Genomic DNA, 25,554 nt, shown 5'->3' with positions numbered 1-25,554 from the left:
GGCCCTTGTGGGGCCTTTTTTGGGAACGCGGGGGTAATCAGCGTTCGAGGTGTTCGATCTTGCCTGGCTTGCCATCCCACTCAGCGGCGTCTGGCAGCGGATCTTTGCGTTCTGTGACGTTCGGCCAGATTTCGGCCAATTCCGTGTTCAACGCAATGAAGTTTTCCATACCGGCAGGCACTTCATCTTCAGAGAAGATGGCCACAGCCGGGCATTCAGGTTCGCACAGTGCGCAGTCGATGCACTCATCCGGGTGAATCACCAGGAAATTCGGGCCTTCGTAAAAGCAGTCCACCGGACACACTTCTACGCAGTCGGTGTACTTGCACTTGATGCAGTTGTCGGTGACGACGAAGGTCATTTCTAATTTTCTCCTCAGGCGCGGCTTGCTGCGCCCCTTCACGTGGGGGTCGCAAGGTTCGGGAGCGATAGTCTGCAGGCCAGGCTAATCGCCTGCAGCATCCCAAACCGCGCGAGATTCTAACAGCTTGCAAGCGTATGCGTTAGATCCGTGTCTTTAGTGTATAGAGCATTTCGAGTGCACGACGGGGTGTCATGTCGTCCAGATCGAGTTTGGCCAGCTCATCCAGCACCGGGTGCGGCAGGCTGGCGAACATGTCGCTCTGCTGCGGCGTCGCCGGTTTGCCTTTGACAGGCTTCGGCGCTTCATGGGGCAGGGCGGTGTCTTCCAGGCGGCTCAAATGCTCGCGGGCGCGCACGATCACTTCGCTGGGCACGCCGGCTAACTGTGCCACGGCCAGGCCGTAGCTCTGGCTCGCAGGCCCTGGCAATACATGGTGGAGGAACACGATGCGTTCGTTGTGTTCGGTGGCGTTGAGGTGCACGTTGGCCACCAGTGGTTGGGCTTCCGGCAGCACCGTCAGCTCGAAGTAGTGGGTGGCGAACAGCGTGTAGGCACGTAAATGCGCGAGACGCTCGGCGGCGGCCCAGGCCAGGGACAAACCGTCGAAAGTACTGGTCCCGCGTCCGACCTCGTCCATCAGCACCAGGCTGCGCTCGGTGGCGTTGTGCAGGATGTTGGCGGTTTCGCTCATTTCGACCATGAAAGTCGAGCGGCCACCGGCCAGGTCATCGCTGGAGCCAATCCGGGTGAAGATGCGGTCGACCAGCGACAACTCGCAACTGGCCGCCGGGACGAAGCTGCCGATGTGCGCCAGCAATACGATCAGCGCGGTCTGGCGCATGTAAGTGGATTTACCGCCCATGTTCGGGCCGGTGATCACCAGCATGCGCGTGTTGTCGTCCAGGCTCAGGTCGTTGGCCACGAACGGCGTGGTCAACACCTGCTCGACCACCGGGTGACGACCTTGGGTGATGCGCATGCACGGCTCGCTGACGAAGCGCGGGCAATTAAGGTCGAGGTTCAGCGCACGCTCGGCGAGGTTGCTCAAGACGTCCAGCTCGGCCAGTGCGCCGGCAGTGTCCTGCAGCGGCGGCAATTGCGAGATCAGGTCTTCGAGCAGTGCTTCGTAGAGCATCTTCTCTCGGGCCAGGGCACGGCTCTTGGCCGACAGTGCTTTGTCCTCGAAAGCCTTGAGTTCCGGGGTGATAAAACGCTCGGCACCCTTGAGGGTCTGGCGCCGGATGTAATCGGCCGGGGCGGATTCGGCCTGCTTGCTCGGCAATTCGATGAAGTAACCGTGGATGCGGTTGTAGCCGACCTTCAGGTGCGACAGGCCGGTGCGGGCCTTCTCGCGGGCTTCGAGGTCGATCAGGAACTGCCCGGCGTTTTCGCTGAGCGATTGCAGTTCGTCGAGTTCGCTGTCGTAACCGGTCTTCAACACACCGCCGTCACGGATCACCGCTGGCGGGTTATCGATAATGGCTTTTTCCAGCAACGCAGCCAGTTCCGGGTAGGTGCTGGTAATTGTCGCCAGTTGCTGGAGGTGCGGAGCTTCAAGTTCGGTCATCGCCACTTGCAGCTCAGGCAGTGCGCCGAGGGCATCACGCAGGCGTGCAAGGTCGCGCGGGCGAGCATTGCGCAGGCCGATCCGCGCGAGAATCCGCTCGATGTCGCCGATTTCCTTGAGTTGCGGTTGCAGCTTTTCGAAACGGTAGCCGTCGAGCAGGCAGGTGATCGAGCTCTGGCGTGCCAGCAAAACGGTAAGGTCGCGCAGCGGGCGGTTCAGCCAGCGGGTCAGCAGGCGACTGCCCATGGCGGTCTGGCAACGATCGACCACCGATTGCAGCGTGTTGTCGCGGCCGCCGGCGAGGTTGGTGTCCAGCTCCAGATTGCGACGGCTGGCGCCGTCCAGCACCACGGTGTCGTCCAGACGCTCATGGCGCAGGCTGCGCAAGTGGGGCAGGGCGGTGCGCTGGGTTTCTTTGGCATAGGCCAGCAGGCAACCGGCGGCGCCGATGGCCAGGGTCAGGTTCTCGCAACCGAAACCTTTGAGGTCCTGGGTGGAAAACTGCTGGCAAAGACTTTTCAACGCCGAATCGCGTTCGAAATCCCACGGCGCACGACGACGAACCCCACGGCGTTTTTCCGCCGGCAGATCTTTTGGCCAGTCGTCCGGGATCAACAACTCCACCGGATTGACCCGCTCCAGTTCTGCCAGCAAATTCTCCCAGCCCTTGATTTCCAGCACGCTGAAATTACCGCTGGTGATGTCCAGCACGGCCAGGCCGAACAGGCGCTCATCCCCCAGCACGGCTGCGATCAGGTTGTCGCGGCGCTCGTCCAGCAGCGCTTCGTCACTCACTGTCCCCGGTGTAATGATCCGCACCACCTGACGTTCCACCGGCCCTTTGCTGGTGGCCGGGTCGCCGACCTGCTCGCAGATCACCACCGACTCGCCGAGCTTCACCAGTTTCGCCAGATAACCTTCGGCGGCATGGTAAGGAATCCCGCACATCGGAATCGCCTGCCCGGCCGATTGCCCGCGAGCGGTCAGGGTGATGTCCAGCAACTTGGCGGCCTTCTTCGCGTCTTCATAGAAGATCTCGTAGAAGTCACCCATGCGGTAGAACATCAACTGGTCGGGGTGCTGGTTTTTCAGGCGCCAGTACTGCTGCATCATCGGCGTGTGGGAGGACAGGTCGGAGAGTGCTTTATTCATTGGGGATCGGAAAACTCGTCGAAAGGTGTGGGGCAAAAGAGGGGCATCGGCCCGGCTTTTCCGCAATGGGCGCAAGATTAACATGGGCGGTCTGCCGGACGCAGGCACGAACGCCACGCGGTCTGCTTCCGCGGGTTTACGCACTGCTTATGCGTCTTTAATGCAAACCTGCATTTGCCTCCCGTAAAAAGAACAAGCACTATGCGCGTTATGCAAAAACGCAATGTTTCTACCGTATTAAGAGCGCTGCTCGATCAGCACGGGATCTCCCCCACGGAGCTTCACCGTCGTACCGGCGTGCCTCAATCCACACTCTCGCGGATTCTCAGCGGGAAGATCGTCGACCCTTCGGATAAACACATTTCGAAGATCGCCGAGTACTTCGCCGTGAGCACCGACCAATTGCGCGGCCGCGCCGACGTCGCGCCGGTTGCTGCGGGCGGACGCGCAGAGCTGCATTCGGAACTCAAGGATATAAGTCTGTGGGACGACGATACCCCCATCGATGACGATGAGGTGTCAGTCCCCTTTCTTCGCGAGGTTGAATTGGCTGCGGGATCGGGAAGGTTCGTCATCGAGGAAAGCGAGCGCTCCAGCCTGCGCTTCGGCAAACGTAGCTTGCGCCATAACGGTGTGCAGTTCGACCAGGCCAAATGCGTGACCGTGCGCGGCAACAGCATGTTGCCGGTGCTGCGCGATGGGGCAACGGTTGGGGTCAATGCCGGCAAATGCGGGATTGGCGACATCATTGATGGCGATCTTTACGCAATCAACCATAACGGCCAGCTACGGGTGAAACAGCTTTATCGCCTGCCGACCGGGATTCGACTGCGCAGCTTCAATCGCGATGAGCACCCGGACGAGGACTACAGCTTCCAGGAAATGCAGGAAGAGCAAATCGTGATCCTCGGTCACGTCTTCTGGTGGGGCATGTACGCCCGTTAGTCGTTTTGGCAGACAAAAAAAGCCGCTGATGTAAGCGGTTTTTTTATTTGCTGAATGCATGGGACGGACTTGTGATATGCATCAATGCATTGACAATCCATGCGTTAATGCATGGTGTTTGGACGTCACTTGCTGGGTTTTTCATCCAAGGGAGGCGGGAAATGACCATGGAGCAATATGCATTGTTGGACATGCCTTTCTGGCTGTTTATCACCCTGCCTCTGGTTAGCGGAGTCGTCGGCGAAATGTGGCGGGCCGATAAAGAGGGCGTTACTGGCAGGAGTCTTGTCCGACGGCTGATCATGCGGTCTGGCTCCAGCATGGTCTGTGGTGCATCGACGATCATGCTGTTGCATGCTGCCAATGTTTCGATTTGGGCAGTATGTGCGGGAGGTTGCCTGACCGCGATGGCCGGCACGGACATGGTTTTGGGGCTTTATGAACGCTGGATGGCCAAACGCCTGGGCGTACGTGCCGTCCGACCCCATGAAGCGCAGAACTGATTGGCGGCCAACCGTATCCACCGGCATTCAGCCCTTACACTTTGATCGACCCTGTAACTTGCAAGTGCGATGGGCTGGTGTACGGTTAGTCTCATTCCGCCCGATCTGGAGATGACCGTGAAATTAACCACTCAACTGGCCGCTGACCTTGGCAGGCAATTGCAGCTTCTCAATGCCCATGTGTCCACGGCCGAGTCTTGTACCGGTGGCGGGATTGCCGAGGCGATCACCCGGATTCCCGGCAGTTCGGCCTGGTTCGAGGCCGGTTATGTCACCTACTCCAATCTGCAGAAGAACCTGCAATTGAACGTCCCGGTGGAGTTGTTCACCACGGTAGGGGCGGTCAGTCGCGAGGTGGTCGAAGCGATGGCCAAGGGCGCTCAGTATAAAAGCCGCGCGTTTTTTTCCGTGGCGGTCAGTGGCGTGGCCGGGCCGGACGGCGGTTCGCCAGGCAAACCGGTGGGTACCGTTTGGCTGGCCTGGGGCGTTGGCGAACGGGTATTCAGCGAGGTGCAGCACTTCCCCGGTGACCGTGACGAAGTCCGCCGACAAACGGTGAGGGCCGCTCTAGAGGGGCTGCTGCGCTATACCGCGGCAGAAATCTCAAATCAGGGGTAGGCGATCCGTAATCGCTGTGGAATAATACTGGCTACTTATACAGGTGTTGGCCGTCAGGCCTTATTGATTACGTGAGGACTTTAATGGACGACAACAAGAAGAAAGCCTTGGCTGCGGCCCTGGGTCAGATCGAACGTCAATTCGGCAAGGGTGCCGTAATGCGTATGGGCGATCAGGACCGTCAGGCGATCCCGGCTATCTCCACTGGCTCTCTGGGGCTGGACATCGCTCTCGGCATCGGCGGTCTGCCAAAAGGCCGTATTGTTGAAATCTACGGTCCTGAATCTTCCGGTAAAACCACGCTGACCTTGTCCGTGATCGCCCAGGCTCAAAAAGCCGGCGCGACCTGCGCATTCGTCGACGCCGAACACGCCCTCGACCCGGAATACGCCGGCAAGCTGGGCGTCAACGTCGACGACCTGCTGGTTTCCCAGCCGGACACCGGCGAACAGGCCCTGGAAATCACCGACATGCTGGTGCGCTCCAACGCGGTTGACGTGATCATCGTCGACTCCGTGGCAGCCCTGGTACCGAAGGCTGAAATCGAAGGCGAAATGGGCGACATGCACGTGGGCCTGCAAGCCCGCCTGATGTCCCAGGCGCTGCGTAAAATCACCGGTAACATCAAGAACGCCAACTGCCTGGTGATCTTCATCAACCAGATCCGTATGAAAATCGGCGTGATGTTCGGTAGCCCGGAAACCACCACGGGTGGTAACGCGCTGAAGTTCTACGCGTCGGTTCGTCTGGACATCCGCCGTACTGGCGCGGTGAAAGAAGGTGATGAAGTCGTCGGTAGCGAAACCCGCGTCAAGGTGGTGAAGAACAAAGTGGCTTCGCCGTTCCGTCAGGCCGAGTTCCAGATTCTTTACGGCAAGGGCATCTACCTCAACGGTGAGATGATCGACCTCGGCGTTCTGCATGGTTTCGTCGAAAAGTCCGGTGCATGGTATGCCTACAACGGCACCAAGATCGGTCAGGGCAAGGCCAACTCGGCCAAGTACCTGGCGGATAACCCGGACATCGCCGCAACGCTCGAGAAGCAACTGCGCGACAAGCTGCTGTCTCCTTCGTCGGTAGCAGACGCCAAAGCTTCTGCCGTCAAAGAGACTGAAGACGACCTGGCTGACGCTGATATCTGATTGATCCGATGACCGCCGTACTCGATACACTCGTCGCGGTGCGGCGAACCGCAATGGACCTGCTCGCACGACGCGAGCACGGTAGGGTCGAGCTGACGCGTAAGCTGCGCCAGCGCGGCGCTCTCCCTGAAATGATCGACACCGCGCTCGACCGATTGACGGAAGAGGGCTTGTTATCCGAATCCCGTTACCTGGAAAGCTTTGTTTCCTACCGTGCCCGTTCCGGATACGGCCCGTTGCGAATTCGTGAAGAGTTGAGCCAGCGTGGTCTGCAACGCAGCGATATCGAACTGGCCTTGCGCGAGAGCGGCATCGACTGGCAGGAGCAGCTGACAGATACCTGGCGCCGCAAATTCTCCGGGCAATTGCCGATCGACGCCCGGGAACGTGCAAAACAAGGCAGGTTCCTGGCGTATCGCGGATTTTCCATGGAGATGATCAGCCGCTTGTTCAGCGGTCGAGGGATGGATGATTAATTGAAGCGGCCCGCTATTTCGATAGCGGGCCGTTTTTTTTTGCCTTAAGTAACCTTGGATGGCGTGCGTGTGCGCTGTTGTGCCTGAGGCTGGGATTGCGCCCAGTTCTCCGGCAGGTTGATGTAGTCCACCAGCGCCCGCAATCGACCATGGTCACGTGCGTTGAAGGTGAAGGCCAGCCGCGCCAGGTGGCTGAACTGCGCTTCGTCATGTTCCTCGCCACTGTATGCGTGCTGATGAAAGTGATCGCTCAGGCACAGGTCGGCGAATGCTTCCTGCATGTGTTCGAGGGCGCGCTCACTGAGTTTGTGGTTCATGCGAATCACGAACTGATGTTTGAGCCAGCGGCTGGAGTGGAAGTTACTGTAGAACTGGTTGATGTGCTCCACGGCCTCCTCGGCGGTGTAGACCAGGTTCACCAAGTTCATGTCGGTAGGCAGGACATAGCGGTTTTCCACCAGTTGCTGCTCAATGAACTCCAGCGCTCCTTGCCAGAATGTGCCACCCGGCGCGTCGAGCAGTACCACGGGGACCAGCGGGCTTTTGCCGGTCTGGATCAGCGTCAACACTTCCAGCGCTTCATCCAGCGTGCCAAAACCGCCCGGGCACAGGACAAGCGCGTCGGCTTCCTTGACGAAGAACAGCTTGCGGGTGAAGAAAAAGTGGAAGGGCAGCAGGTTGGTCGTGCCCTGGACGGTGGGGTTGGCATGCTGTTCGAAGGGCAGGGTGATGTTGAAGCCCAGACTGTGATCCAGGCCGGCACCTTCGTGAGCCGCGGCCATGATGCCACCACCAGCGCCGGTAATAACCATCATGTCCGAATGCGCCAGCGCGGTACCGAGTTCGCGGGCGAGGCCATACAGCGGATGTTCTATCGGGGTGCGGGCAGAGCCGAACACCGTGACTTTGCGCCGACCCTTGAACTGTTCCAGCACCCGAAAGGCTTGCTCCAGTTCGCGCAGGGCTTGCAGTGTGATCTTGGCATTCCAGCGGTTGTGGTCATCCTGGGCCATGCGCAGCACCGTCAGGATCATGTCACGGTAGATCGGGATGTTCGGGCTGTTGGGGGAAACAAGGCTGAGTTGCTCTTCTACCTTGCTGATGAGGTCGTGGCCGCTTTCTTCAAAATGGCGGCTCAGGAGGTCATTCGGTTGGTAAGGCATTCAACTTCTCCTTCTGCACAGAGCCCACGGCTGCGACTACGCAATCGTCGACGCCACGACACTTCATGTGTCGCTGTCTGCCCAGGCCCATGCCTGGGCGATCCACTGGGTCCGAAGAGTCATCGGACCATCCAAACAGGCTCTGTTTATCCCTTGGATGAAAGAAACGTTCGCACAACACAATACGTAACGGGCGGCCCCTTTCCTGCCCTGACAAGTGAGTGTGGATACGTAGAATCTAGACCCTCGCGGTGATTTGCGCTGCCTTGATCATTGCGCCGCAAAGCCTTTCCTGGCAACCGCTTATTGACGATTTGCAAGGTGGTTTCACCGCTCGTCTGAGCGCGAGCCGAACGTCCAGCACTCTGATTTACTAAGTTACAGGTGTGACACGACAACTTTGCGTCAACGGCAGGGCGCACGATACAAGCAATTCAAGGATTTATCGCTCAACGCGAGTGAGGAGCAGGGAGGCGGGAAACCATGGCCAGAGTCATTCTGGAGATCGATACGCAGCTGTATCGATTACTGAAGTCCGCAGCCGAGACCAATCATTTGAGTCTCGAAGAGGAGTGCTGCCGGCGTCTTGTGGGTGCGGAGCGGCGTTCACGATATCTGCAGGCATTGCTGGCAGAGTTGCGCGCCGAGGATGAACAGCGGCGCGCCAAATCCCACTGATTACTTCTTCTTCGGCGTCGCTTTCGGGCAGTCCGATTCCTGATAGCTGGCAGAACCCACTGCGCGGTTGGTCTTCACCTCTGTGAAGTCGTAACGCATGACGGCGCCCTTGGCCATCAGTTTACGGAAAGCCGGGTTGTTGCAGACCGAGGCGCCCAGCTGGAAGTACACGGCTTTGGGGTCGGCGCGCATCTGGTTGGCGTGGCTGCTTTGCACGCTCAAATGGTTGATCAGGACATTGCCTTCGACGGTGTAGCCCTGATCGAGAATGTCTTCATTGATCGCCCGTGGCGTACCAACGCTGCTTTGTGCGGCGACGTTGCGCAGCTCTCTGTTCAGATTCTGCTCGCTCAAGGATGCAGCCTGAGCGTTGAAGGACGAAGCCAGCAGAATGGCAGCGGTGGGAACGATAAGGCGCAGCATGAAACTCTCCTGGGGCAGTGATGGGTGGTTTGACCCGTCACGTGACTGTGCGTTCAGTGGCGGCAAATTATAGGGGAGGCGGCCTGGACGGTACAGGCTTGGCCCTGTCGGTCTGGTAAACTGCCGGTACTTTTTGCCCTGCCGAGTGTTTTTCGTGTCGACCCCACTGTCCTGCCAGCGTTGCCTGCAATGAGCCATGCCCCCAACGCCGTAGCCCGCCTGCGCGATCAGCGCGAAGACGAAGGCATCAAACCGATTCAGGCCCGTGGCTGGCGCGCCACCCGTTGCCGCGCCTGCCGCGTGATCGAGAGCCACTGCCTGTGCGCCTGGCGCCCGCAGGTCGAGGCCCGCTCCGGGGTGTGCCTGATCATGACCAGCAAGGAAGTGTTCAAGCCGAGCAATACCGGTTGGCTGATCGCCGACGTGGTGCGTGATAACCACGCGTTCATCTGGTCGCGCACCGAAATCGACCCCCGCATGCTGGCGTTGCTGTCAGACCCGCAATGGCAGCCCTATCTGGTGTTTCCGGGGGAATATGTCGCGCCTGAGCGCGTGACCCACAGCGTGGCGGTGGATAGCCGCAAGCGGCCGCTGTTCATTCTGTTGGACGCGACCTGGACCGAAGCCCGGAAGATTTTCCGCAAAAGCCCTTACTTCGACTCGCTGCCGATCCTGAGTCTGCTGCCAGAAAAACTGTCCCGCTATCAATTGCGCCGCTCCACACGCAGCGAGCACCTGTGCACCGCGGAAGTCGCGGCACTGTGCCTCGATCTGGCGGGTGACGAGCAGGCGGCATCGGCGCTGGACGCTTATTTCGATGTGTTCAGCCAGCATTATCTCGATGCCAAGCGTCAGCTTGAAATGAACGTTGAAACACCCGCACATGCCGAGTTGTTACCGTTCGTGCAGAATGCCGCCGCGAGCATGCGTTGATTGTCGCCCATACTGCAAAAGACTGTAGTGGCCTTGTAGCTTGACCACCCCGGTTTCGCTGGGCATGCTTGGCGCCGTTCAGGGCGCGGCCGAAGTTTGATACGCCGTATTCGTTATTTGAATAGCTACGTGAATTGCCACGTATTGGCGTTGAGCGTGCCCCCAGGTGCAGCTTCTTGGCTGCATCTCGAGTTGTTAGAAGAACAGGATCATTTGAAAAATGGCCACATACGAAATCCTGATTGCCGATGACCACCCGCTTTTCCGCTCTGCCTTGCATCAAGCGTTGACCCTGGGCCTCGGTCCCGATGTGCGCCTGGTGGAAGTGGCAAGCATTGCCGAGCTGGAAACCCGCCTGACTGAAAAAGCCGATTGGGATCTGGTGCTACTGGACCTGAACATGCCTGGGGCGTACGGTTTTTCCGGGCTGGTGCTATTACGCGGTCAGTACCCGCAGATTCCGGTGGTCATGGTCTCCGCTCAGGAAGAGGCTACGATCATGGTCAAGTCCCGTGAATTCGGCGCCAGCGGTTTTATTCCCAAATCCAGTGATTTGAGCGTGATCCAGAAAGCCGTGCGTGCGGTACTTGATGGCGACGTGTTCTGGCCGCCGCAGGCGTTCGAGGCCGTCAGCGTTTCCGATGAGGCCAAGGCTGCCAGTGAAGGGCTTGCCAGCCTGACACCGCAGCAGTTCCGTGTCTTGACGATGGTCTGCGAGGGTTTGCTGAACAAACAGATCGCTTATGAACTCAGCGTTTCCGAAGCGACCATCAAGGCGCACGTAACGGCTATATTCCGTAAACTGAATGTGCGGACCCGGACTCAGGCGGCCTTGCTGCTGCAACAACTTGAGTCAATTTCGAGCCACTAAGGGTTGGCATCTTCACGCTTTTTTGACTTTGGTTAATCTAGCTTTCCCACTCCCTTTCGATCAGTTGCCCACGCTATGTCACCTTTCAAAGGCCAGACCGGCCTTAAACGTATCCTCAATGCCTCCGGCTACTCGCTGGACGGCCTGCGCGCAGCCTTTACCGGGGAAGCCGCATTTCGCCAGTTGGTCTTGCTCAATGTGATCCTGATCCCGCTGTCGTTCTTCCTGAACGTCAGCCGTGTCGAGCAGGCCTTGCTGATTGCCGTCTGTTTGCTGGCACTGATCGTCGAGTTGCTCAACTCGGCGGTAGAAGCGGCCATCGACCGTATTTCCCTTGAGTTGCACCCACTGTCGAAAAACGCCAAGGACATGGGCAGTGCCGCGCAGCTGGTGGCGTTGACCATGATTGCGCTGGTGTGGGCCGTGATTCTGCTTTAAGCGATGGTTGGCAGCACGATCTCGTCGCTGCGCTGAACCCCGGCGGTGAAGGCGCGGCACAGATCGAGGAACTCGCGCATCGCCGATGTCTGGTACTTCTGTTTGTGCCAGATGAAGTAGAACTGCCGCGCCAGATCCAGATCCGGCGTTTCTACCGCCACCAGGCTGCCGCGGCGGAAGGCGTCCCGCAGTGCCAAACGCGATATGCACCCAATCCCCAGGCCGGACTCCACCGCGCGCTTGATCGCCTCGGTGTGCTCGAGCTCCAGGCGGATATTCAGCGCGCTGCGGTGATGACGCATGGCCTGGTCAAACGTCAGGCGCGTGCCGGAACCTTGTTCACGCAAAATCCAGGCTTCGTGGCTTAGTTCATCCATGGTTGCGGTGCCGCGCTTGGCCAAGGGGTGCTGCGGCGCGCAAAACACCACGAGTTCATCTTCCACCCAGCTCTGCACTTCGATGTCCGGGTGGCTGCAATCGCCTTCAATCAGACCCAGATCAATTTCATAGTGCGCCACTTGTTGCACGATATTGGCAGTGTTCTGCACATGCAGCTTTACCTGGCTTTCCGGGTGGCGCTGCATGAAGCTGCCGATCAGCAGGGTGGCCAGATAGTTGCCGATGGTCAGTGTCGCACCCACCGCCAGTGAGCCGAAACCGGACTTGCCGTTGAGCAGGTCTTCGATTTCCTTGGCCTGGTCAAGCAGCGCCACCGCCTGCGGCAACAGCTGTTTGCCCAAGGCGTTGAGGCTCAGTCGTTTGCCGGCACGGTCGAATAACTGGCAGCTGCACTGGCGCTCCAGTTCGGTGATCGAGGTGCTTGCCGCCGATTGCGAGAGGTTGAGCAGGCCCGCAGCACGGGATACGCTTTCCTGCTGGGCGACGGCGACGAAGACTTGAAGTTGACGGAGAGTAAATCGCATATCGATATAACCGATAACCCTTATCTTAATAATCCAGTTAACAGATATTGTCGTCGCTATTAGAATGCGATGCAATTGCGCACCCCGGCTCTGCAAGAGCAAGCGCAGACCAATCTCCAGGAGTCCCACGTACATGAGCAACATGAACCACGAGCGTGTCCTCAGTGTTCATCACTGGAACGACACTCTGTTCAGCTTCAAGTGCACCCGTGATCCGGGCCTGCGCTTCGAGAACGGTCAGTTCGTGATGATCGGCCTGCAACAGCCCAACGGCCGCCCGCTTATGCGCGCTTACTCGATCGCCAGCCCGAACTGGGAAGAGCATCTCGAGTTCTTCAGCATCAAGGTGCCTGATGGTCCGCTGACTTCCCAGTTGCAGCATTTGAAGGAAGGCGACGAGATCATCATCAGCAAGAAGCCTACCGGCACGCTGGTGCTGGACGACTTGAAGCCTGGTAAGCATTTGTACCTGCTCAGCACCGGTACCGGGCTGGCGCCGTTCATGAGCGTCATCCAGGACCCGGAAACCTACGAGCGTTTCGAAAAAGTGATCCTGTGCCACGGCGTGCGTTACGTCAACGAAGTCGCTTACCGCGAGTTCATCACCGAGCACCTGCCGCAGAACGAATTCTTCGGCGACGCCTTGCGTGACAAGTTGATCTATTACCCGACCGTGACCCGCGAGCCGTTCGAGAACGAAGGTCGCCTGACCGATTTGATGCGCAGCGGCAAGCTGTTCAGCGACATCGGCCTGCCACCGATCAACCCGCAGGACGACCGCGCCATGCTGTGCGGCAGCCCGAGCATGCTCGACGAGACCAGCGAAGTGTTGAACAGCTTCGGCCTGAAAGTTTCGCCGCGGATGCGCGAGCCGGGTGATTACCTGATCGAGCGTGCGTTCGTCGAGAAGTGACCACAGGTCACCTGCAGGAGCTGGCAAGCCAGCTCCTGCAAAAAGCCCGCGCTACCTGAAAAGGTAGCGCGGGCTTTTTTGTTTCCGGCGTCTACTCGCTTGCGGGGATGACTTCCAGGACGCGAATCTGCTCTGGCGTCGGGTAGTGCCAGCGAACGTCCAGATCCCAGAATTGCGCACCGTACTCCCGTTCCGGCGCAGGCGTCTGGTAAGCCGGGCGTGGATCCTGCGCCAGGCATTGCTCGATCAGCTCGACCAAAGGCTCTGCGAGGCGCTGAGCATGGCCATGAGCCTGTTGCAACGCGGCATCCGTCCACTCCACGGCAATCAACGGCGGCGCGGCGCTGGCGATGGTATTGGAGGCATCGTCGATGATGTCGGCGTAGGGCACGTAGGGTTTGATATCGAGGATGGGCGTGCCGTCCAGCAAGTCGATGCCGGATATCCACAGGCGATCGGCTTCAACCTTGTCCAGCTTCACCACGGATTGACCAATGCCGTTGGGGCGGTGGGTTGCGCGGGTCGCAAATACGCCCATGGATTTGTTGCCGCCGAGGCGGGGAGGGCGGACCTTCAGGCGCGGCTTTTCTTCCAGCGCCTGATGGAACAGGAACAGCAGCCAGACATGGCTGACCTGTTCCAGGCCCTGCACGGCATCACCCTGATCGAACGGCGCCACCAGTTCCAGAACGCCGCGTGCGGCCGGCGCCAGTTGCGGTTGGCGCGGGATGGCGAACTTCTCCTTGAAGCAGGAGCGCACGAAGCCGATGGGGGAAACGCTGTAGGTCATGGTTTGAAATCGAGGCGCAAAAGAGGCGGGCATGATAACCCATGCGCATTCTGTGGCGAGGGAGCTTGCTCGCTCGCCACAAAAGCGGGTGTCAGAGGCTGAACCCACCATCCAGCGGAATGATATTCCCGGTCATATACGCCCCGGCGGTACTCGCCAGGCTGATCGCCAGCGCCGCCATCTCCTCCTCACGCCCCCAACGCTTCATTGGAATCAAATCTGTGTCCTTCGCCAGTGCCTGTTCATCGTTGCCGATGTGCTGAGTCATCTTGCTCGGAAAGCGTCCTGGCGCGATCACGTTGACGTTGATGTGCTGGCTGACCAGCTCCCGGGCCAGGATCCGCGACAATTGATGCAGCGCTGCTTTACTGGGGCCGTAGGCGTAAGCCTGTTCGCCGAAGGAGGAAATGCCAGCTACCGAGCCGATGTTGATGATCCGCGCCGGATTTACCTCGGAACCCGCCTTGCGCAGCAGTGGCAGGAACTGCTGGATGCAGTTGAACACCGAGGTCACGTTGAGCTGCATGACCTTTTCCCAGCCCTTGATCGGGTAGCTTTCCAGTGGCGCGCCCCAGGTGGTGCCAGCGTTGTTCACCAGAATATCGAGATGGGTGATCTGCTCGCCCAGGCGCGTAGCCAGTTGTTGCACACCTTCTTCCGTGACCAGGTTGGCGGCCACGGCGTGGCAGCGTCCGAGGGCGCCGAGTTCATCAGCCGTCTGCTGGCAGGCCTCGACGTCGCGGGCGCAGACGTACACGGTCGCGCCGGCCTCGACATAGGCCTTGGCGATCATTTTGCCGATACCGCGGGTGCCGCCGGTCACCAGGGCGGTGCGGCCTTGCAGGGAAAAGTAGTGATGCATGGCTAATCCTGAGAGCTGAAGGTCTTTACACCCTAGTCGTCAGTCGCGGGAAGCGGAGCCACTATTTTTGCGCGGAATGGGGATTCATACAGCCTGGCCTGCGACCCCCCCCTGTAGGAGCCGGCTTGCTGGCGATGGCGTCATTGAAATCGCCATCGTCGGAACAGCGTCCGCAGCAAGCCGGCTCCTACGGAGGGAAATGAACGCTTATTGCGGGCGGACGCGCAGGGTCAGGCCCTTGAGGAAGTTGCGCAGCAACTGGTCGCCGCACGGGCGGTAGTTGGTGTGGCCGAACTTGCGGAACAGCGCGCTCAGCTCAGGCTTGGACACCGGGAACTCGGCAGCCTTGAGGATCGCGTGCATATCGTCTTCCTTCAGTTCGAAGGCCACGCGCAGCTTTTTCAGAATGATGTTATTGGTCACCGGCACTTCGATCGGCAGTGGTGGACGGCTTTCATCCTTGCCGCGCTTGAAGATCACCAGACCGTCGAGGAAGTGCGCCATGACTTCGTCCGGGCAGCGTACGAAGCCTTCTTCGTCTTCTTCTTTTTTATCGAGATAGGTCAGCAAGTCAGGCAGGGTTACGTCCATGCCGCCGAGCTTGATGATCTCGATGACTTTCTTGTCGCTGATGTCGAGCATGTAGCGCACGCTGCGCAGTACGTCATTGTGAATCATGGTGTGCAGTCCTGATATTCAGCAGTGGGTGTCGCATAAAACAGCGGCACCAAAATGTGTGGCGGCGTCAGAAGTCTTAGAACTTCTCTTTGCCGGACAGATAACGCCATTGCCCCACGGGCACTTTGCCGATTGACACGCCGCCGATGCGGATGCGGCGGATGCCCACGACCTTCAGGCCGACGGCCTGGCAGAACAGGGCGATCACGCCCGGTTGCGGGTTCTTCATGGCAAAGCGCAGGCGGTTTTCGTTCTGCCAGCTGGCCTTGACTGCCGGCAATTCCTTGCCCTTGTAGGTCAGGCCGTGCTGCAAGCGGTTAAGACCGTGTTCGACCATGTCGCCTTCGACTTCGACCACGTATTCCTGCTCGATCTTGTTGGAGTCGGCCGTGAGCTTGCGCAGGATCTTCCAGTCCTGGGTGAACACCAGCAGACCGCTGGCGTTGGCTTGCAAGTCGGTGCTGGCGGTCAGGCGCTGGAAGTGGCCCTTGAGCGGACGTTTGCCGTAGCGGTGCTCTTCACTCAGCGTCTCGGCGCTGATGGTCGCCATGGCGGTGTCCGCGTCCATGCCGGCAGGCACGTTGAACAGAATGGTGACCGGTTCCGGCGCAGTGGCCTTGGCCTCTGGGTCGAGCTCGACTTTCTGGGTGCCGACCTTGAACTGCGGCTCGTCGATGACTTCGCCGTCGACGGTGACCCAGCCGCCCTCGATGAACAGCTCAGCCTCCCGACGGGAACAGCCGACGAGTTCGATGAGGCGTTTGGAGAGACGAATCGGGTCAGTCATGTCAGGGCCGTAACAAAAAAGGGGTGGGCATTGTACCTGCCTGGCGCCGGTTAAGCCCGGTCCCATTTCAATGCGCTTGCATTTCCTGTGGGAGCTGGCTCGCCAGCGATTGCATCACCTTGGCGCATCAGGATAGACCGCAGCGTCTGCATCGCTGGCAAGCCAGCTCCCACAGGGTTCAGTGTCAGGTCAGCCGTGCTGTGAAAGTTTGTGATTTTGGCGCATTCGCATATGCAACAGCGGATACGGCTGGCCCATGCCATCGACTTCCGAGCGGCCGATCACTTCGAAACCCTGTTTGAAATAAAACCCCAACGCTTGCGGGTTCTGTTCGTTGACGTCCAGTTCATCGGCGTTGAGGTTTTCCAGGGCATAGCGCAGCAATTTCTTGCCCAGTCCCTGACCACGATGTTTCGGGTCGATAAAGAGCATTTCGATTTTGCCCGCCGCAACCCCGGCGAATCCGGTGATGCGCTGGCTGGCGTCCTTGGTGCAAATCAGCATCACCGCATCCAGGTAGCGGGTCAGCACCAGGTTCTTCAGCAGATTGATGTAGCTGTCCGGCAGAAAATCATGGGTGGCGCGCACCGAGGCCTCCCAGACCCGGGTCAGTTCTTCATAGTCACTCTGTTTCGGTGTGTGGATGACCGAATGTTGGCGCATGCCCGCCTGCTCCTTATCTTTGCAACCGGCTGTAAAAGGTGAGATTCCGTTCTTCACCAAACGATAGCCGTAAAAAAGCCCCGCATCTCGTCAAGAGAGCGGGGCTTTTCATATTTTTTGCGTTTAGATCTGTTCAGCCCACAGGTCGTATTCGTCGGCGTCAGTCACTTTGCACCAGACTTTATCGCCCGGTTTCAGGTTGCTGCCGTTGTCGATGAATACGTTACCGTCGATTTCCGGGGCATCGAAGAAGCAGCGGCCGACCGCGCCTTGCTCGTCGACTTCATCGACCAGCACTTCGATTTCACGGCCAATGCGCATTTGCAGGCGCGCCGAGCTGATGGCCTGCTGGTGCGCCATGAAACGCTCCCAACGATCCTGCTTGACGTCATCCGGCACCACTTCCAGGTCCAGGTCGTTGGCCGGTGCGCCGTCGACCGGCGAGTACTGGAAGCAGCCGACACGGTCGAGCTGGGCTTCGGTCAGCCAGTTCAGCAGGTACTGGAAGTCTTCTTCGGTCTCGCCCGGGAAGCCGACGATGAAGGTCGAGCGGATGATCAGGTCCGGGCAGATTTCGCGCCAGTTCTTGATGCGCGCCAGGGTCTTGTCTTCGAACGCCGGGCGTTTCATCGACTTCAACACTTTCGGGCTGGCGTGCTGGAACGGGATGTCCAGGTACGGCAGGATTTTGCCGGCGGCCATCAGCGGGATGAGTTCGTCAACGTGCGGGTACGGGTAAACGTAGTGCAGGCGCACCCAGACACCGAGGGTGCTGAGGGCTTCGCAGAGTTCGGTCATGCGGGTTTTCACCGGCGCGCCGTTCCAGAAACCGGTGCGGTATTTCACGTCGACGCCGTAGGCGCTGGTGTCCTGAGAGATCACCAACAACTCTTTAACACCGGATTTGACCAGGCGCTGGGCTTCGTCGAGTACGTCGCCCACCGGGCGGCTGACCAGTTTGCCGCGCATCGACGGGATGATGCAGAAACTGCAGCTGTGGTTGCAGCCTTCGGAAATCTTCAGGTACGCGTAGTGGCGCGGGGTCAGTTTGATGCCTTGTGGCGGCACCAGGTCGATCAGCGGGTTGTGATCCTGACGCGGCGGCACGACTTCGTGCACGGCGTTGACCACTTGCTCGTACTGCTGCGGACCGGTCACGGCCAGCACGCTCGGGTGCACGTCGCGGATGTTGCCTTCTTCGACGCCCATGCAGCCGGTGACGATGACCTTGCCGTTTTCCTTGATCGCTTCGCCGATCACTTCCAAAGATTCTGCCTTGGCCGAATCGATGAAGCCGCAGGTGTTGACCACCACGACATCGGCGTCCTGATAGGTGGACACGACGTCATAGCCTTCCATGCGCAGCTGGGTAAGGATGCGCTCGGAGTCGACCAGTGCTTTCGGGCAACCCAGGGATACGAAGCCAACCTTTGGATTGGCCGGCGCAGGAGTGGTGGACATGTCTAACCTCGGTGTTTTGTGACGCCTCCAGCCGTGATCGGCAAGGCGACAGACGGACGCTTTATCGCGCCTCTGATCAAAAAGTGCGCAATTCTAGCGATGGTGGACGCACTTGACCAGCTTTATGCAGGGAAATACGACGAGTGCTGCGCTATGCTTCGCGCCGTTGGGCTTTACCGATTTTTTACTGTCAACAAAACGTCTGTAACGTGAAGTAAAACAGCGCATGCTGCACGGCAAAAGCATAGTGCTTCGTCAAAGAAGCCCGGGTCTGGGTACTAGGAGTGGTGGATGGGGCAGACAAGTAGTCAGGCGGCGGGGGCCGAGCATTCGGCAGCGAAGCCGATCGGCATGCTGGTCGCGGCGGTCGGAGTGGTTTACGGCGATATCGGCACTAGCCCGCTGTACACCCTCAAGGAAGTGTTTTCCGGCGACTATGGTGTGCCGGTCAATCATGACGGCGTATTGGGGATCCTGGCGCTTATCTTCTGGTCGCTGATCTGGGTCGTGTCGATCAAGTACATGATGTTTGTCCTGCGCGCCGACAACCAGGGCGAGGGCGGGATTATGGCTCTGACTGCGCTGGCGCGGCGGGCGGCGGCAGGGCACGCGAAATTGCGCTCGTTACTGGTGGTCTGCGGGTTGATCGGTGCGGCGCTGTTCTATGGCGACAGCATGATCACGCCGGCGATTTCCGTGCTCTCGGCGATTGAAGGCCTGGGGCTGGCATTCGAGGGTATCGACCACTGGGTCGTGCCGCTGTCGCTGGTGGTGTTGGTGGCGCTGTTCCTGATTCAAAGTCACGGCACCGCGCGCATTGGCATTCTGTTTGGGCCGATCATGGTCACCTGGTTTGTGGTGCTCGGTGCGTTGGGAGTCTACGGCATCCTGCAGCACCCTGAAGTGTTGCAAGCGATGAACCCGGCGTGGGGCGTGCGTTTCTTCATCGTGCACCCAGGCATGGGCGTGGCGATCCTTGGCGCGGTCGTGCTGGCGTTGACCGGCGCCGAAGCACTTTACGCCGACATGGGCCACTTCGGTCGTAAGCCGATTGCCCGTGCGTGGTTCATCCTTGTACTGCCAGCGCTGATGCTGAACTACTTTGGTCAAGGTGCGCTGCTGCTCGGCGATCCAGAAACCGCGCGCAACCCGTTCTACCTGCTGGCGCCGAGCTGGGCGTTGATTCCGCTGGTCGGCCTGGCGACGCTGGCCACGGTCATTGCCTCGCAAGCGGTGATCTCCGGTGCGTTCTCGCTGACACGTCAGGCGATCCAGCTCGGATACATTCCGCGCATGCACATTCGACACACGTCCAGCGCTGAGCAGGGCCAGATCTACATTGGTGCAGTGAACTGGGCGCTGATGGTCGGCGTGATTTTGCTGGTGCTGGGTTTCGAATCCTCGGGTGCGCTGGCGTCGGCCTACGGTGTGGCCGTGACCGGGACCATGCTGATGACCACTATTCTGGTGTCGGCGGTGATATTGCTCTTGTGGAAATGGCCTCCGCTCCTCGCCGTGCCGCTGTTGATCGGTTTCCTCCTGGTAGACAGTCTGTACTTCGCCGCCAACGTGCCGAAAATCATTCAGGGTGGGGCTTTTCCGGTCATCGCGGGGCTCGCGCTGTTCGTGCTGATGACCACCTGGAAGCGCGGCAAGCAGCTGCTGGTCGAACGTATCGACGAGGGTGGCCTGCCGCTGGATATTTTCATCAGCAGTATCGCCGTGCAACCGCCGCATCGCGTGCAGGGCACGGCCGTGTTCCTCACCGCGCGACCGGACGCCGTTCCTCACGCGTTGTTGCACAACCTGCTGCATAACCAGGTGCTGCATGAGCAAGTGGTGCTGCTGACAGTGGTGTACGAAGACATCCCGCGGGTGCCGCCGAACCGACGCTTCGAGGTCGAGTCTTACGGCGAAGGTTTCTTCCGGGTGATCCTGCATTTCGGTTTCACCGATGAACCGGACGTACCGCAGGCGCTGAAGCTGTGCCATCTCGACGAACTGGACTTCAGCCCGATGCGCACCACGTATTTCCTCAGCCGCGAAACGGTCATTGCCTCCAAGCTCGAAGGCATGTCCCGCTGGCGCGAGGCGCTGTTCGCCTTCATGTTGCAGAACGCCAACGGCAACCTGCGCTTCTTCAATCTGCCACTGAACCGGGTGATTGAGTTGGGGACGCAGGTGGAGATGTAGGCCCTTCGCGCAATCCCGGGTCCTGCGGATAATACAAGTATCTGTAGGAGCCGGCTTGCCGGCGATGGTGGTGTGTCGGGCGCGGCGATGTCGACTGGAAGGCCGCCATCGCCAGCAAGCCGGCTCCTACCGATAGAGCATGGCTTTGCGAAGTTTCGTGAAGACCAAAAAAACGCCCCGGCTCTCGCGAGTCGGGGCGTTTTTCGTGGGTGAAACTACAGATCACTCCTGAGCTTCAGTTTCCTTGGCTTGCCGCTTCTCGATCACATCCACCAACCGTTGAGCCAGCGCCGGGTAGTTTTCGTCGAAGTGGTGGCCGCCGGGCAGCTTGATGACTTCGCCTACGGCGGTCTTGTCGGTGCAGCCGCTTTCATCGACTTCTTCTTCACCGTAGATGCACACCACTTTGGCGGCGGGCAGCCTGGCCATTTCCGGGCCGGTGGCGGCTTCTTTGCCAGCATTGCCGAGCCAGCCTTCGACTTCGATTTCGAAGCTGCCGGTACGGGCGAAGGCCAGCAGGATGATCGCGTCGACGCGCTGTTGTTCTGCTGGCTCCAGACGGTTGTAGATCGCTGGCAGAACGTCGGCACCGAACGAGTAGCCGGTGAGGATGAAGCGCTTGGTGCCCCATTTCTGCCGGTAGTGCTGCATCAGTTCTGCCAGGTCCAGGGCGCTTTGCTCGGGGCTCTTGTGTTGCCAGTAGTAGCGCAGGGTATCGATGCCAACCACTGGGTAGCCGATCTTGGCCATTTCGCCTGCAACATCGCGATCCAGGTCGCGCCAGCCGCCGTCACCGGAGAGGAACAGGGTGACCGTGTCCCTGGCTTGGCCGGCCGGTACTTCAACCACCGGAATCTGCAGGCCGCCGGCGGCTTTGTCGCCGCCGACGAGTAGCTTGCGCAGCTCGTTGTTCAGCACTTGCGGCAGGTTGATGTCGTAGTCGCTGATGCTGGTTTCGGCGTTGGGTTGGTCGCGCACGAAGCCGGCGCTGGTGTCGTCCGGGTTGTCGTTCCAGGCCACCAGCCAGTGACCGTGGGCGGCGCTTTTCGGCAGCAAGTGCGTGCAGCCATCGGGTTTTTCCAGGGCCAGGCCCACCGACACGGCCTGGGCCTTGTCGTTCTTCTGTTCCGACAACCAGCGCCAGGCCAGCACGGCGCCCGGGCCGATGCCGCTGACCAGCGTGGCCGGGCCTTTCAGCTCGCGCAGGCCGGCTTGCAAGGCGCGGCTTTGCAGCAGGCAGTCCTTGGGCAGAATCACCTGGACGATTTGCGCCGAGGCGCTGCGGCTCAGGGCGGTCAGTTGCTTGTCATTGAGCTTTTGATCGTCAGTGACCGCCACCAGCACCTGGGCTTTCGGCGTGGTGCCGGGGATAACGCGGGTCATGGCTGCGCCATTGGCCGGCGTGAGCTGTTCAAAGGTCGGTTCCGGTGCCGGGCGTTTGAGGTACCAGAAACCGCCGCCGAGAATCGCGGCCAGCACAATCAGTGCGGCCAGGATGTACTTCAGGGAGCGTTGAATCATCAGCGTTTCACCAATCCAGTCAAGCCGCCCGCGATCAGGGCGGCAGTATCGGCCAGGGCAACCAGCGGATCGAGTCCGGCGGGCACGGCCATATAACGGGGTTCCCAGTCAGGCTGGAACTTGTCTTTAAAGCGGCGCAAGCCTTGGAAGTTGTAGAGCTGCTCACCACGGCGGAAAACCATCGAGCCCAGGCGCTGGGTCAGCGGTGCCCCGCGACGGGGTTGCAACCCCGACAACGGCACCATGCCCAGGCTGAAACGCGCGTATCCGTGACTCTTATAATGTTGAATCAGGCCGACCATCATGAATTCCATGGTCAGCTTCGGAGCTTGCGGGTGCGCACGCATCAGGTCGAGGCTGGCCAGGTCATGGCTGTAGGTCTCGAGCAGGTTGGCGAATGCCACCGGGCGTCCTTCGAAACGGATCACCGCAATGCGGAAATGCTTGAGGTAATCATCACTGAAACGGCCGAGGGAGAAGCCTTTCTCGCGCACGTTCTTGCCAGTCAGCCAGGCATCGGAAATCACCTTGAGCTCATCCATCGGCGCCTGGCCCGGCTCATGGATTTCCAGCGACAGGCCATCGCGGGTGCCTCGGTTCCAGGTGTAGCGCAGGTCCTTCATCTCTTTGCCCTTGGCTTCGAGATCAAAGCGCTTGAGATCGACCCGGGCTTCTTCACCGAGCTTGATCGCGGTCAGGCCGATGTCCATGTAGTACGGCAGGTTCTCCGCGCGCACTTGATAGAACACTGGACGGGCGTGGTGGATGTCGCACAGGTCACGGAACTGCCAGATCATTTCCGCGCGTTGCTGGGCTGGGCCGATCGGGTCGTACAGCGCCACGAGGCTGCGGCCACGACGGGCATACATCAGGAACGCCTCGTCGTTGGGGTGAAACAGCAGCGCCTTGTCACCGGTCAGCGCCAGGCCGCCGTCCGGTTGCGCGGATGCCATGAGGATCTTGCTGGCGCGCTCCAGTTCATCGGGCGTCGGCAGGTGAATAACCGGCCGGGCAGTGCGCAGCAGCCAGGTCAGGGACACCACCACCAGCAACACCGCGGCGCCGAGCAGCGAGCGCAAGCCACGAGGGGCATCGGCATCAAGGGTGAACTGCCACCACAATTGATGGCTGTAAGGAACGTCCTGATAGGCGAACAGCAGCAGCCACATCGACGCACCCAGTACGCACAGGCTGGCCACCAGATACAGCGGCGAGAACGGCAGTTCGGTCAAACGGCTCGGGCGATAGAACGAGCGGCGGAAAACCCCCAGCAGGCTCGCGGTCAGCACCATCAGGCTGGCTTCTTCCCAGTCGAAACCCTTGAGCAGCGAGAGCAGGGCGCCGACCAGCAACAGAACGGTGGTCAGCATCCACGCCGCCGACAGTCGTCGACGCAGGCCCTGGGCAAGCAGCAGGCACAACACGCCGATCAGGCTGGCGCCAAAGTGCGAGGCGTCGACCAGCCGATGGGGAATCAGGAAGCCGATGTGTTCCAGGCGGGTGTCGATTTCCGGAGTTGCCCCGGAAAACAACAGCACCACGCCGGACAGGAACACCAGCACAGCAAGGATCGGCGCTGCCAGGCCAGACGCGGCGCGCAGCGTCTGACGGGTCTGGAACAGGCGCTGGCCTTCGTTGATCAACAGCAACAGGCACGCCACCAACATCGGCAGCACCACGTAGATCAGGCGGTAGAGCAGCAGGGCGGCGGCCAGTGGCGCGGCGCCGAGCTTGTCGGAAAAGGCCGCCAGCAAGATTGCTTCGAACACGCCGACGCCACCCGGTACATGGCTGAGTACGCCCGCAGCCAAAGCCAGCAGATACACCAGCAGGAACGCGCCGAAGGGCGGGGCTTGCGGCAGCAGGAGGTAAAGCACGGTCGCGGCGGCGGTTACGTCCAGCGCGGTGATGAACAATTGCAGGAACGTCAGGCGGCGCCCTGGCAGGCGCAGGGTGCGACGACCGATCTTGACCAGCAGGTTATCGGCGTAAGGTTGTTCCGGCAGGCGGCGACGGTATAAGCCGATGGCGAGCACGCTGAACAACAGCAGCACGGCGGCAGCGATGGCACCAAGCAAGGTTTCGGACAGCCCCAGCGCCGCAGAGGCCGCGGGCAGGCTGCTGAGCGTCGCCAGTGCTGCCAGCGGCGGCAGGGCGCAACCGAGCGACAGGCTGGCGAACAGCGTCATGTGCGCGACTTCAGTGGCCCCGAGGCCGTGACGCGCATATAAACGGTAGCGAACCGAACCGCCCGAGAGCATCGAAAGGCCGATGGCATTGCCGATGGCGAAAGCGGTGAAGCCGCCCAGAGCCAGGGTGCGCGGTGCCAGGCTCACGCCGGCGTAGCGACTGGCTGACCATTCGTAACCGAGCAATATGATGAAGCCTGCCACGGTCGCGCCCAGTGCTCCGAGCAAGGCCGGTTTTGGTACGTCGAACATTGAGTCGCGCAGAGCGTCCAGATCAAGTTCGCTCAGCAGGTGACGACAGGCAATCAGCGCGATCGCGAACAACAGCAGCGTGACCGCAAGGCCGATGGGCTGACGGTATTTACTGGCGCGATCAAGCAAGCGCAGTCGCTCGGCCTTGATCGGTTGTGTCGCTGTGACGGTGTCTTGTGGATCAGACGAGTTGGCGCGCATCAATCACCTCTTGGATTGTGCGCGACAGGATGGAGGTATCTAGCCAAGTTACCAATCCCTGTAGAAAAAAATAATTACAAATTTTAACGCTGAGCCCTGGATGATGGGGAGCGCGCGTCATCAGCGTAGAGGGTTCAGTCTGCGATGGAGCATAGTCTGGACTCGGCGCATGGGGGACCCCGAACGGCGTGCTACACAGTGACAGATCATTGTTGCGAAAGGACTTTTTCAACAGATACAAAAAAGGCCACTCTTTCGAGTAGCCTTTTTTGATGTTTGGTTGCGGGAGCCGGATTTGAACCGACGACCTTCGGGTTATGAGCCCGACGAGCTACCAGACTGCTCCATCCCGCGTCTGTGTGGCGGCATTCTATAGAGTATCGGCGAGGTGTCAACCGTTAATCCCCGGAAGGGTCAAATAAACGTAAAAGAGCGGCAAACGGTCGCAGGTGTAGCTTAAGTCACAGAATCGCAACGATTTCTCATTTGCGTCGATTCAGGCTTCAGTATCAGTTCGATGCTCGATCCCATGAAACAGGCACGCACAAAAAAGGCCACTCTTTCGAGTAGCCTTTTTTGATGTTTGGTTGCGGGAGCCGGATTTGAACCGACGACCTTCGGGTTATGAGCCCGACGAGCTACCAGACTGCTCCATCCCGCGTCTGTGTGGCGCATTCTATAGAGAATCGTCGGGGTGTCAACCCGCAGGTTCGAGAAAATCCGTTTTGCTTCAATTGCTTAGCTATCAGACGAGTGCTTTGAAAGGCCTGAGACGCAGGCGTGGCAAGGCTTTCAGCTCTATTGGCGTGAGCTTTCCGATTGAGAAAATAAATTCATCGAGCGTTTTC

At 59.7% G+C, this 25,554-nt stretch carries 24 protein-coding genes and 2 tRNA genes; 11 read left to right on the top strand and 15 right to left on the bottom strand.

Annotation, left to right across the window (positions count from 1 at the left end; genetic code table 11):
- Positions 1–37 precede the first annotated feature (37 nt).
- On the bottom strand, positions 38–361 hold the full coding sequence (gene fdxA / locus M5G20_RS24575; RefSeq protein WP_273921284.1) for a ferredoxin FdxA: 324 nt from the start codon (positions 359–361) through the stop codon (positions 38–40).
- A 142-nt stretch (positions 362–503) separates the two neighbouring features.
- Positions 504–3,083: a DNA mismatch repair protein MutS gene (gene mutS / locus M5G20_RS24570; protein ID WP_273921282.1), complete on the bottom strand. Its 2,580-nt coding sequence runs from the start codon at positions 3,081–3,083 to the stop codon at positions 504–506.
- Positions 3,084–3,293: 210 nt separating this feature from the next.
- On the opposite strand from mutS, the gene M5G20_RS24565 reads away from it, so the two are divergent.
- The 5 genes from M5G20_RS24565 to recX all read left to right on the top strand — a co-directional run bounded on the left by M5G20_RS24565 (position 3,294) and on the right by recX (position 6,767).
- Positions 3,294–4,028, top strand: a complete 735-nt coding sequence (locus M5G20_RS24565; RefSeq protein WP_273921374.1) for a LexA family transcriptional regulator — start codon at positions 3,294–3,296, stop codon at positions 4,026–4,028.
- Between the two features lie 161 nt (positions 4,029–4,189).
- Positions 4,190–4,531, top strand: coding sequence for a phage holin family protein (locus M5G20_RS24560; protein WP_273921281.1), 342 nt, complete (start codon positions 4,190–4,192; stop codon positions 4,529–4,531).
- Positions 4,532–4,648: 117 nt separating this feature from the next.
- Positions 4,649–5,149, top strand: coding sequence for a CinA family protein (locus M5G20_RS24555; protein WP_273921280.1), 501 nt, complete (start codon positions 4,649–4,651; stop codon positions 5,147–5,149).
- Positions 5,150–5,232: 83 nt separating this feature from the next.
- The gene (gene recA, locus M5G20_RS24550) at positions 5,233–6,291 is read left to right on the top strand and encodes a recombinase RecA (protein ID WP_053159537.1); all 1,059 of its coding nucleotides are present in this window, start codon (positions 5,233–5,235) and stop codon (positions 6,289–6,291) included.
- An 8-nt stretch (positions 6,292–6,299) separates the two neighbouring features.
- Positions 6,300–6,767 carry a recombination regulator RecX gene (gene recX, locus M5G20_RS24545; protein WP_273921278.1) on the top strand — a complete coding sequence of 156 codons (468 nt, stop codon included), beginning with the start codon at positions 6,300–6,302 and terminating at the stop codon, positions 6,765–6,767.
- 44 nt (positions 6,768–6,811) lie between these two features.
- Here recX and M5G20_RS24540 read toward each other — a convergent pair whose 3' ends face one another.
- Positions 6,812–7,930, bottom strand: a complete 1,119-nt coding sequence (locus M5G20_RS24540; RefSeq protein ID WP_273921277.1) for a TIGR00730 family Rossman fold protein — start codon at positions 7,928–7,930, stop codon at positions 6,812–6,814.
- A gap of 483 nt (positions 7,931–8,413) precedes the next feature.
- On the opposite strand from M5G20_RS24540, the gene M5G20_RS24535 reads away from it, so the two are divergent.
- Positions 8,414–8,608 carry a hypothetical protein gene (locus M5G20_RS24535; RefSeq protein WP_273921276.1) on the top strand — a complete coding sequence of 65 codons (195 nt, stop codon included), beginning with the start codon at positions 8,414–8,416 and terminating at the stop codon, positions 8,606–8,608.
- Here the strand turns inward: M5G20_RS24535 and M5G20_RS24530 are convergent, their stop codons facing one another.
- Positions 8,609–9,031, bottom strand: coding sequence for a PA3611 family quorum-sensing-regulated virulence factor (locus M5G20_RS24530; RefSeq protein WP_273921275.1), 423 nt, complete (start codon positions 9,029–9,031; stop codon positions 8,609–8,611). It lies immediately after the preceding gene.
- A gap of 189 nt (positions 9,032–9,220) precedes the next feature.
- Between M5G20_RS24530 and M5G20_RS24525 the strand changes: the two genes are divergently transcribed.
- The 3 genes from M5G20_RS24525 to M5G20_RS24515 all read left to right on the top strand — a co-directional run bounded on the left by M5G20_RS24525 (position 9,221) and on the right by M5G20_RS24515 (position 11,273).
- A complete protein-coding gene (locus M5G20_RS24525; RefSeq protein WP_273921274.1) occupies positions 9,221–9,964 on the top strand; it encodes a tRNA-uridine aminocarboxypropyltransferase in 744 nt (247 codons plus the stop codon).
- A 220-nt stretch (positions 9,965–10,184) separates the two neighbouring features.
- On the top strand, positions 10,185–10,835 hold the full coding sequence (erdR, locus tag M5G20_RS24520) for a response regulator transcription factor ErdR (protein WP_034149864.1): 651 nt from the start codon (positions 10,185–10,187) through the stop codon (positions 10,833–10,835).
- Between the two features lie 75 nt (positions 10,836–10,910).
- Positions 10,911–11,273 carry a diacylglycerol kinase gene (locus tag M5G20_RS24515; protein ID WP_008060649.1) on the top strand — a complete coding sequence of 121 codons (363 nt, stop codon included), beginning with the start codon at positions 10,911–10,913 and terminating at the stop codon, positions 11,271–11,273.
- Here M5G20_RS24515 and M5G20_RS24510 read toward each other — a convergent pair.
- Positions 11,270–12,196: a LysR family transcriptional regulator gene (locus M5G20_RS24510; protein ID WP_075946790.1), complete on the bottom strand. Its 927-nt coding sequence runs from the start codon at positions 12,194–12,196 to the stop codon at positions 11,270–11,272. The two genes, M5G20_RS24515 and M5G20_RS24510, sit on opposite strands and share 4 nt — an antisense overlap.
- Before the next feature lie 133 nt (positions 12,197–12,329).
- On the opposite strand from M5G20_RS24510, the gene fpr reads away from it, so the two are divergent.
- Entirely contained in the window at positions 12,330–13,109 is a 780-nt protein-coding gene (fpr, locus tag M5G20_RS24505; protein ID WP_008054100.1) for a ferredoxin-NADP reductase, read from the top strand.
- Positions 13,110–13,200: 91 nt separating this feature from the next.
- Here the strand turns inward: fpr and tsaA are convergent, their stop codons facing one another.
- The 6 genes from tsaA to rimO all read right to left on the bottom strand — a co-directional run bounded on the left by tsaA (position 13,201) and on the right by rimO (position 18,350).
- A complete protein-coding gene (tsaA, locus tag M5G20_RS24500) occupies positions 13,201–13,899 on the bottom strand; it encodes a tRNA (N6-threonylcarbamoyladenosine(37)-N6)-methyltransferase TrmO (RefSeq protein WP_273921273.1) in 699 nt (232 codons plus the stop codon).
- Between the two features lie 91 nt (positions 13,900–13,990).
- Positions 13,991–14,761, bottom strand: coding sequence for an SDR family oxidoreductase (locus M5G20_RS24495; RefSeq protein WP_273921272.1), 771 nt, complete (start codon positions 14,759–14,761; stop codon positions 13,991–13,993).
- 207 nt (positions 14,762–14,968) lie between these two features.
- Complete coding sequence (locus M5G20_RS24490) at positions 14,969–15,439, bottom strand: DUF1456 family protein (protein ID WP_273921271.1); 471 nt, start codon at positions 15,437–15,439, stop codon at positions 14,969–14,971.
- Between the two features lie 76 nt (positions 15,440–15,515).
- Positions 15,516–16,226, bottom strand: a complete 711-nt coding sequence (locus M5G20_RS24485; protein ID WP_034146799.1) for an rRNA pseudouridine synthase — start codon at positions 16,224–16,226, stop codon at positions 15,516–15,518.
- A gap of 189 nt (positions 16,227–16,415) precedes the next feature.
- Positions 16,416–16,889 (bottom strand): GNAT family N-acetyltransferase, encoded by a 474-nt coding sequence (locus tag M5G20_RS24480; RefSeq protein WP_273921270.1) that lies wholly within the window; start codon positions 16,887–16,889, stop codon positions 16,416–16,418.
- 123 nt (positions 16,890–17,012) lie between these two features.
- Positions 17,013–18,350, bottom strand: a complete 1,338-nt coding sequence (rimO, locus tag M5G20_RS24475; protein ID WP_024011887.1) for a 30S ribosomal protein S12 methylthiotransferase RimO — start codon at positions 18,348–18,350, stop codon at positions 17,013–17,015.
- Between the two features lie 291 nt (positions 18,351–18,641).
- On the opposite strand from rimO, the gene M5G20_RS24470 reads away from it, so the two are divergent.
- Positions 18,642–20,543: a potassium transporter Kup gene (locus M5G20_RS24470; protein WP_273921268.1), complete on the top strand. Its 1,902-nt coding sequence runs from the start codon at positions 18,642–18,644 to the stop codon at positions 20,541–20,543.
- 222 nt (positions 20,544–20,765) lie between these two features.
- Here the strand turns inward: M5G20_RS24470 and M5G20_RS24465 are convergent, their stop codons facing one another.
- The 4 genes from M5G20_RS24465 to M5G20_RS24450 form a co-directional block, all read right to left on the bottom strand.
- A complete protein-coding gene (locus M5G20_RS24465; RefSeq protein WP_273921267.1) occupies positions 20,766–22,064 on the bottom strand; it encodes a virulence factor family protein in 1,299 nt (432 codons plus the stop codon).
- Positions 22,064–24,706: a bifunctional lysylphosphatidylglycerol flippase/synthetase MprF gene (mprF, locus tag M5G20_RS24460; protein WP_273921266.1), complete on the bottom strand. Its 2,643-nt coding sequence runs from the start codon at positions 24,704–24,706 to the stop codon at positions 22,064–22,066. Before mprF ends, M5G20_RS24465 begins: the two co-directional genes overlap by 1 nt.
- A 277-nt stretch (positions 24,707–24,983) precedes the next feature.
- Positions 24,984–25,060: transfer RNA gene (locus M5G20_RS24455), tRNA-Met, on the bottom strand.
- Between the two features lie 230 nt (positions 25,061–25,290).
- Positions 25,291–25,367 (bottom strand) — tRNA-Met (locus M5G20_RS24450).
- Between the last annotated feature and the right edge of the window lie 187 nt (positions 25,368–25,554).

It is taken from the genome of Pseudomonas sp. TNT2022 ID1044 (assembly GCF_028656895.1).
Taxonomy (GTDB): Bacteria; Pseudomonadota; Gammaproteobacteria; order Pseudomonadales; family Pseudomonadaceae; genus Aquipseudomonas; species Aquipseudomonas reinekei.
Note: the sequence above shows the minus strand (reverse complement) of the source record. Positions and strands in the feature narration are given on the sequence as shown.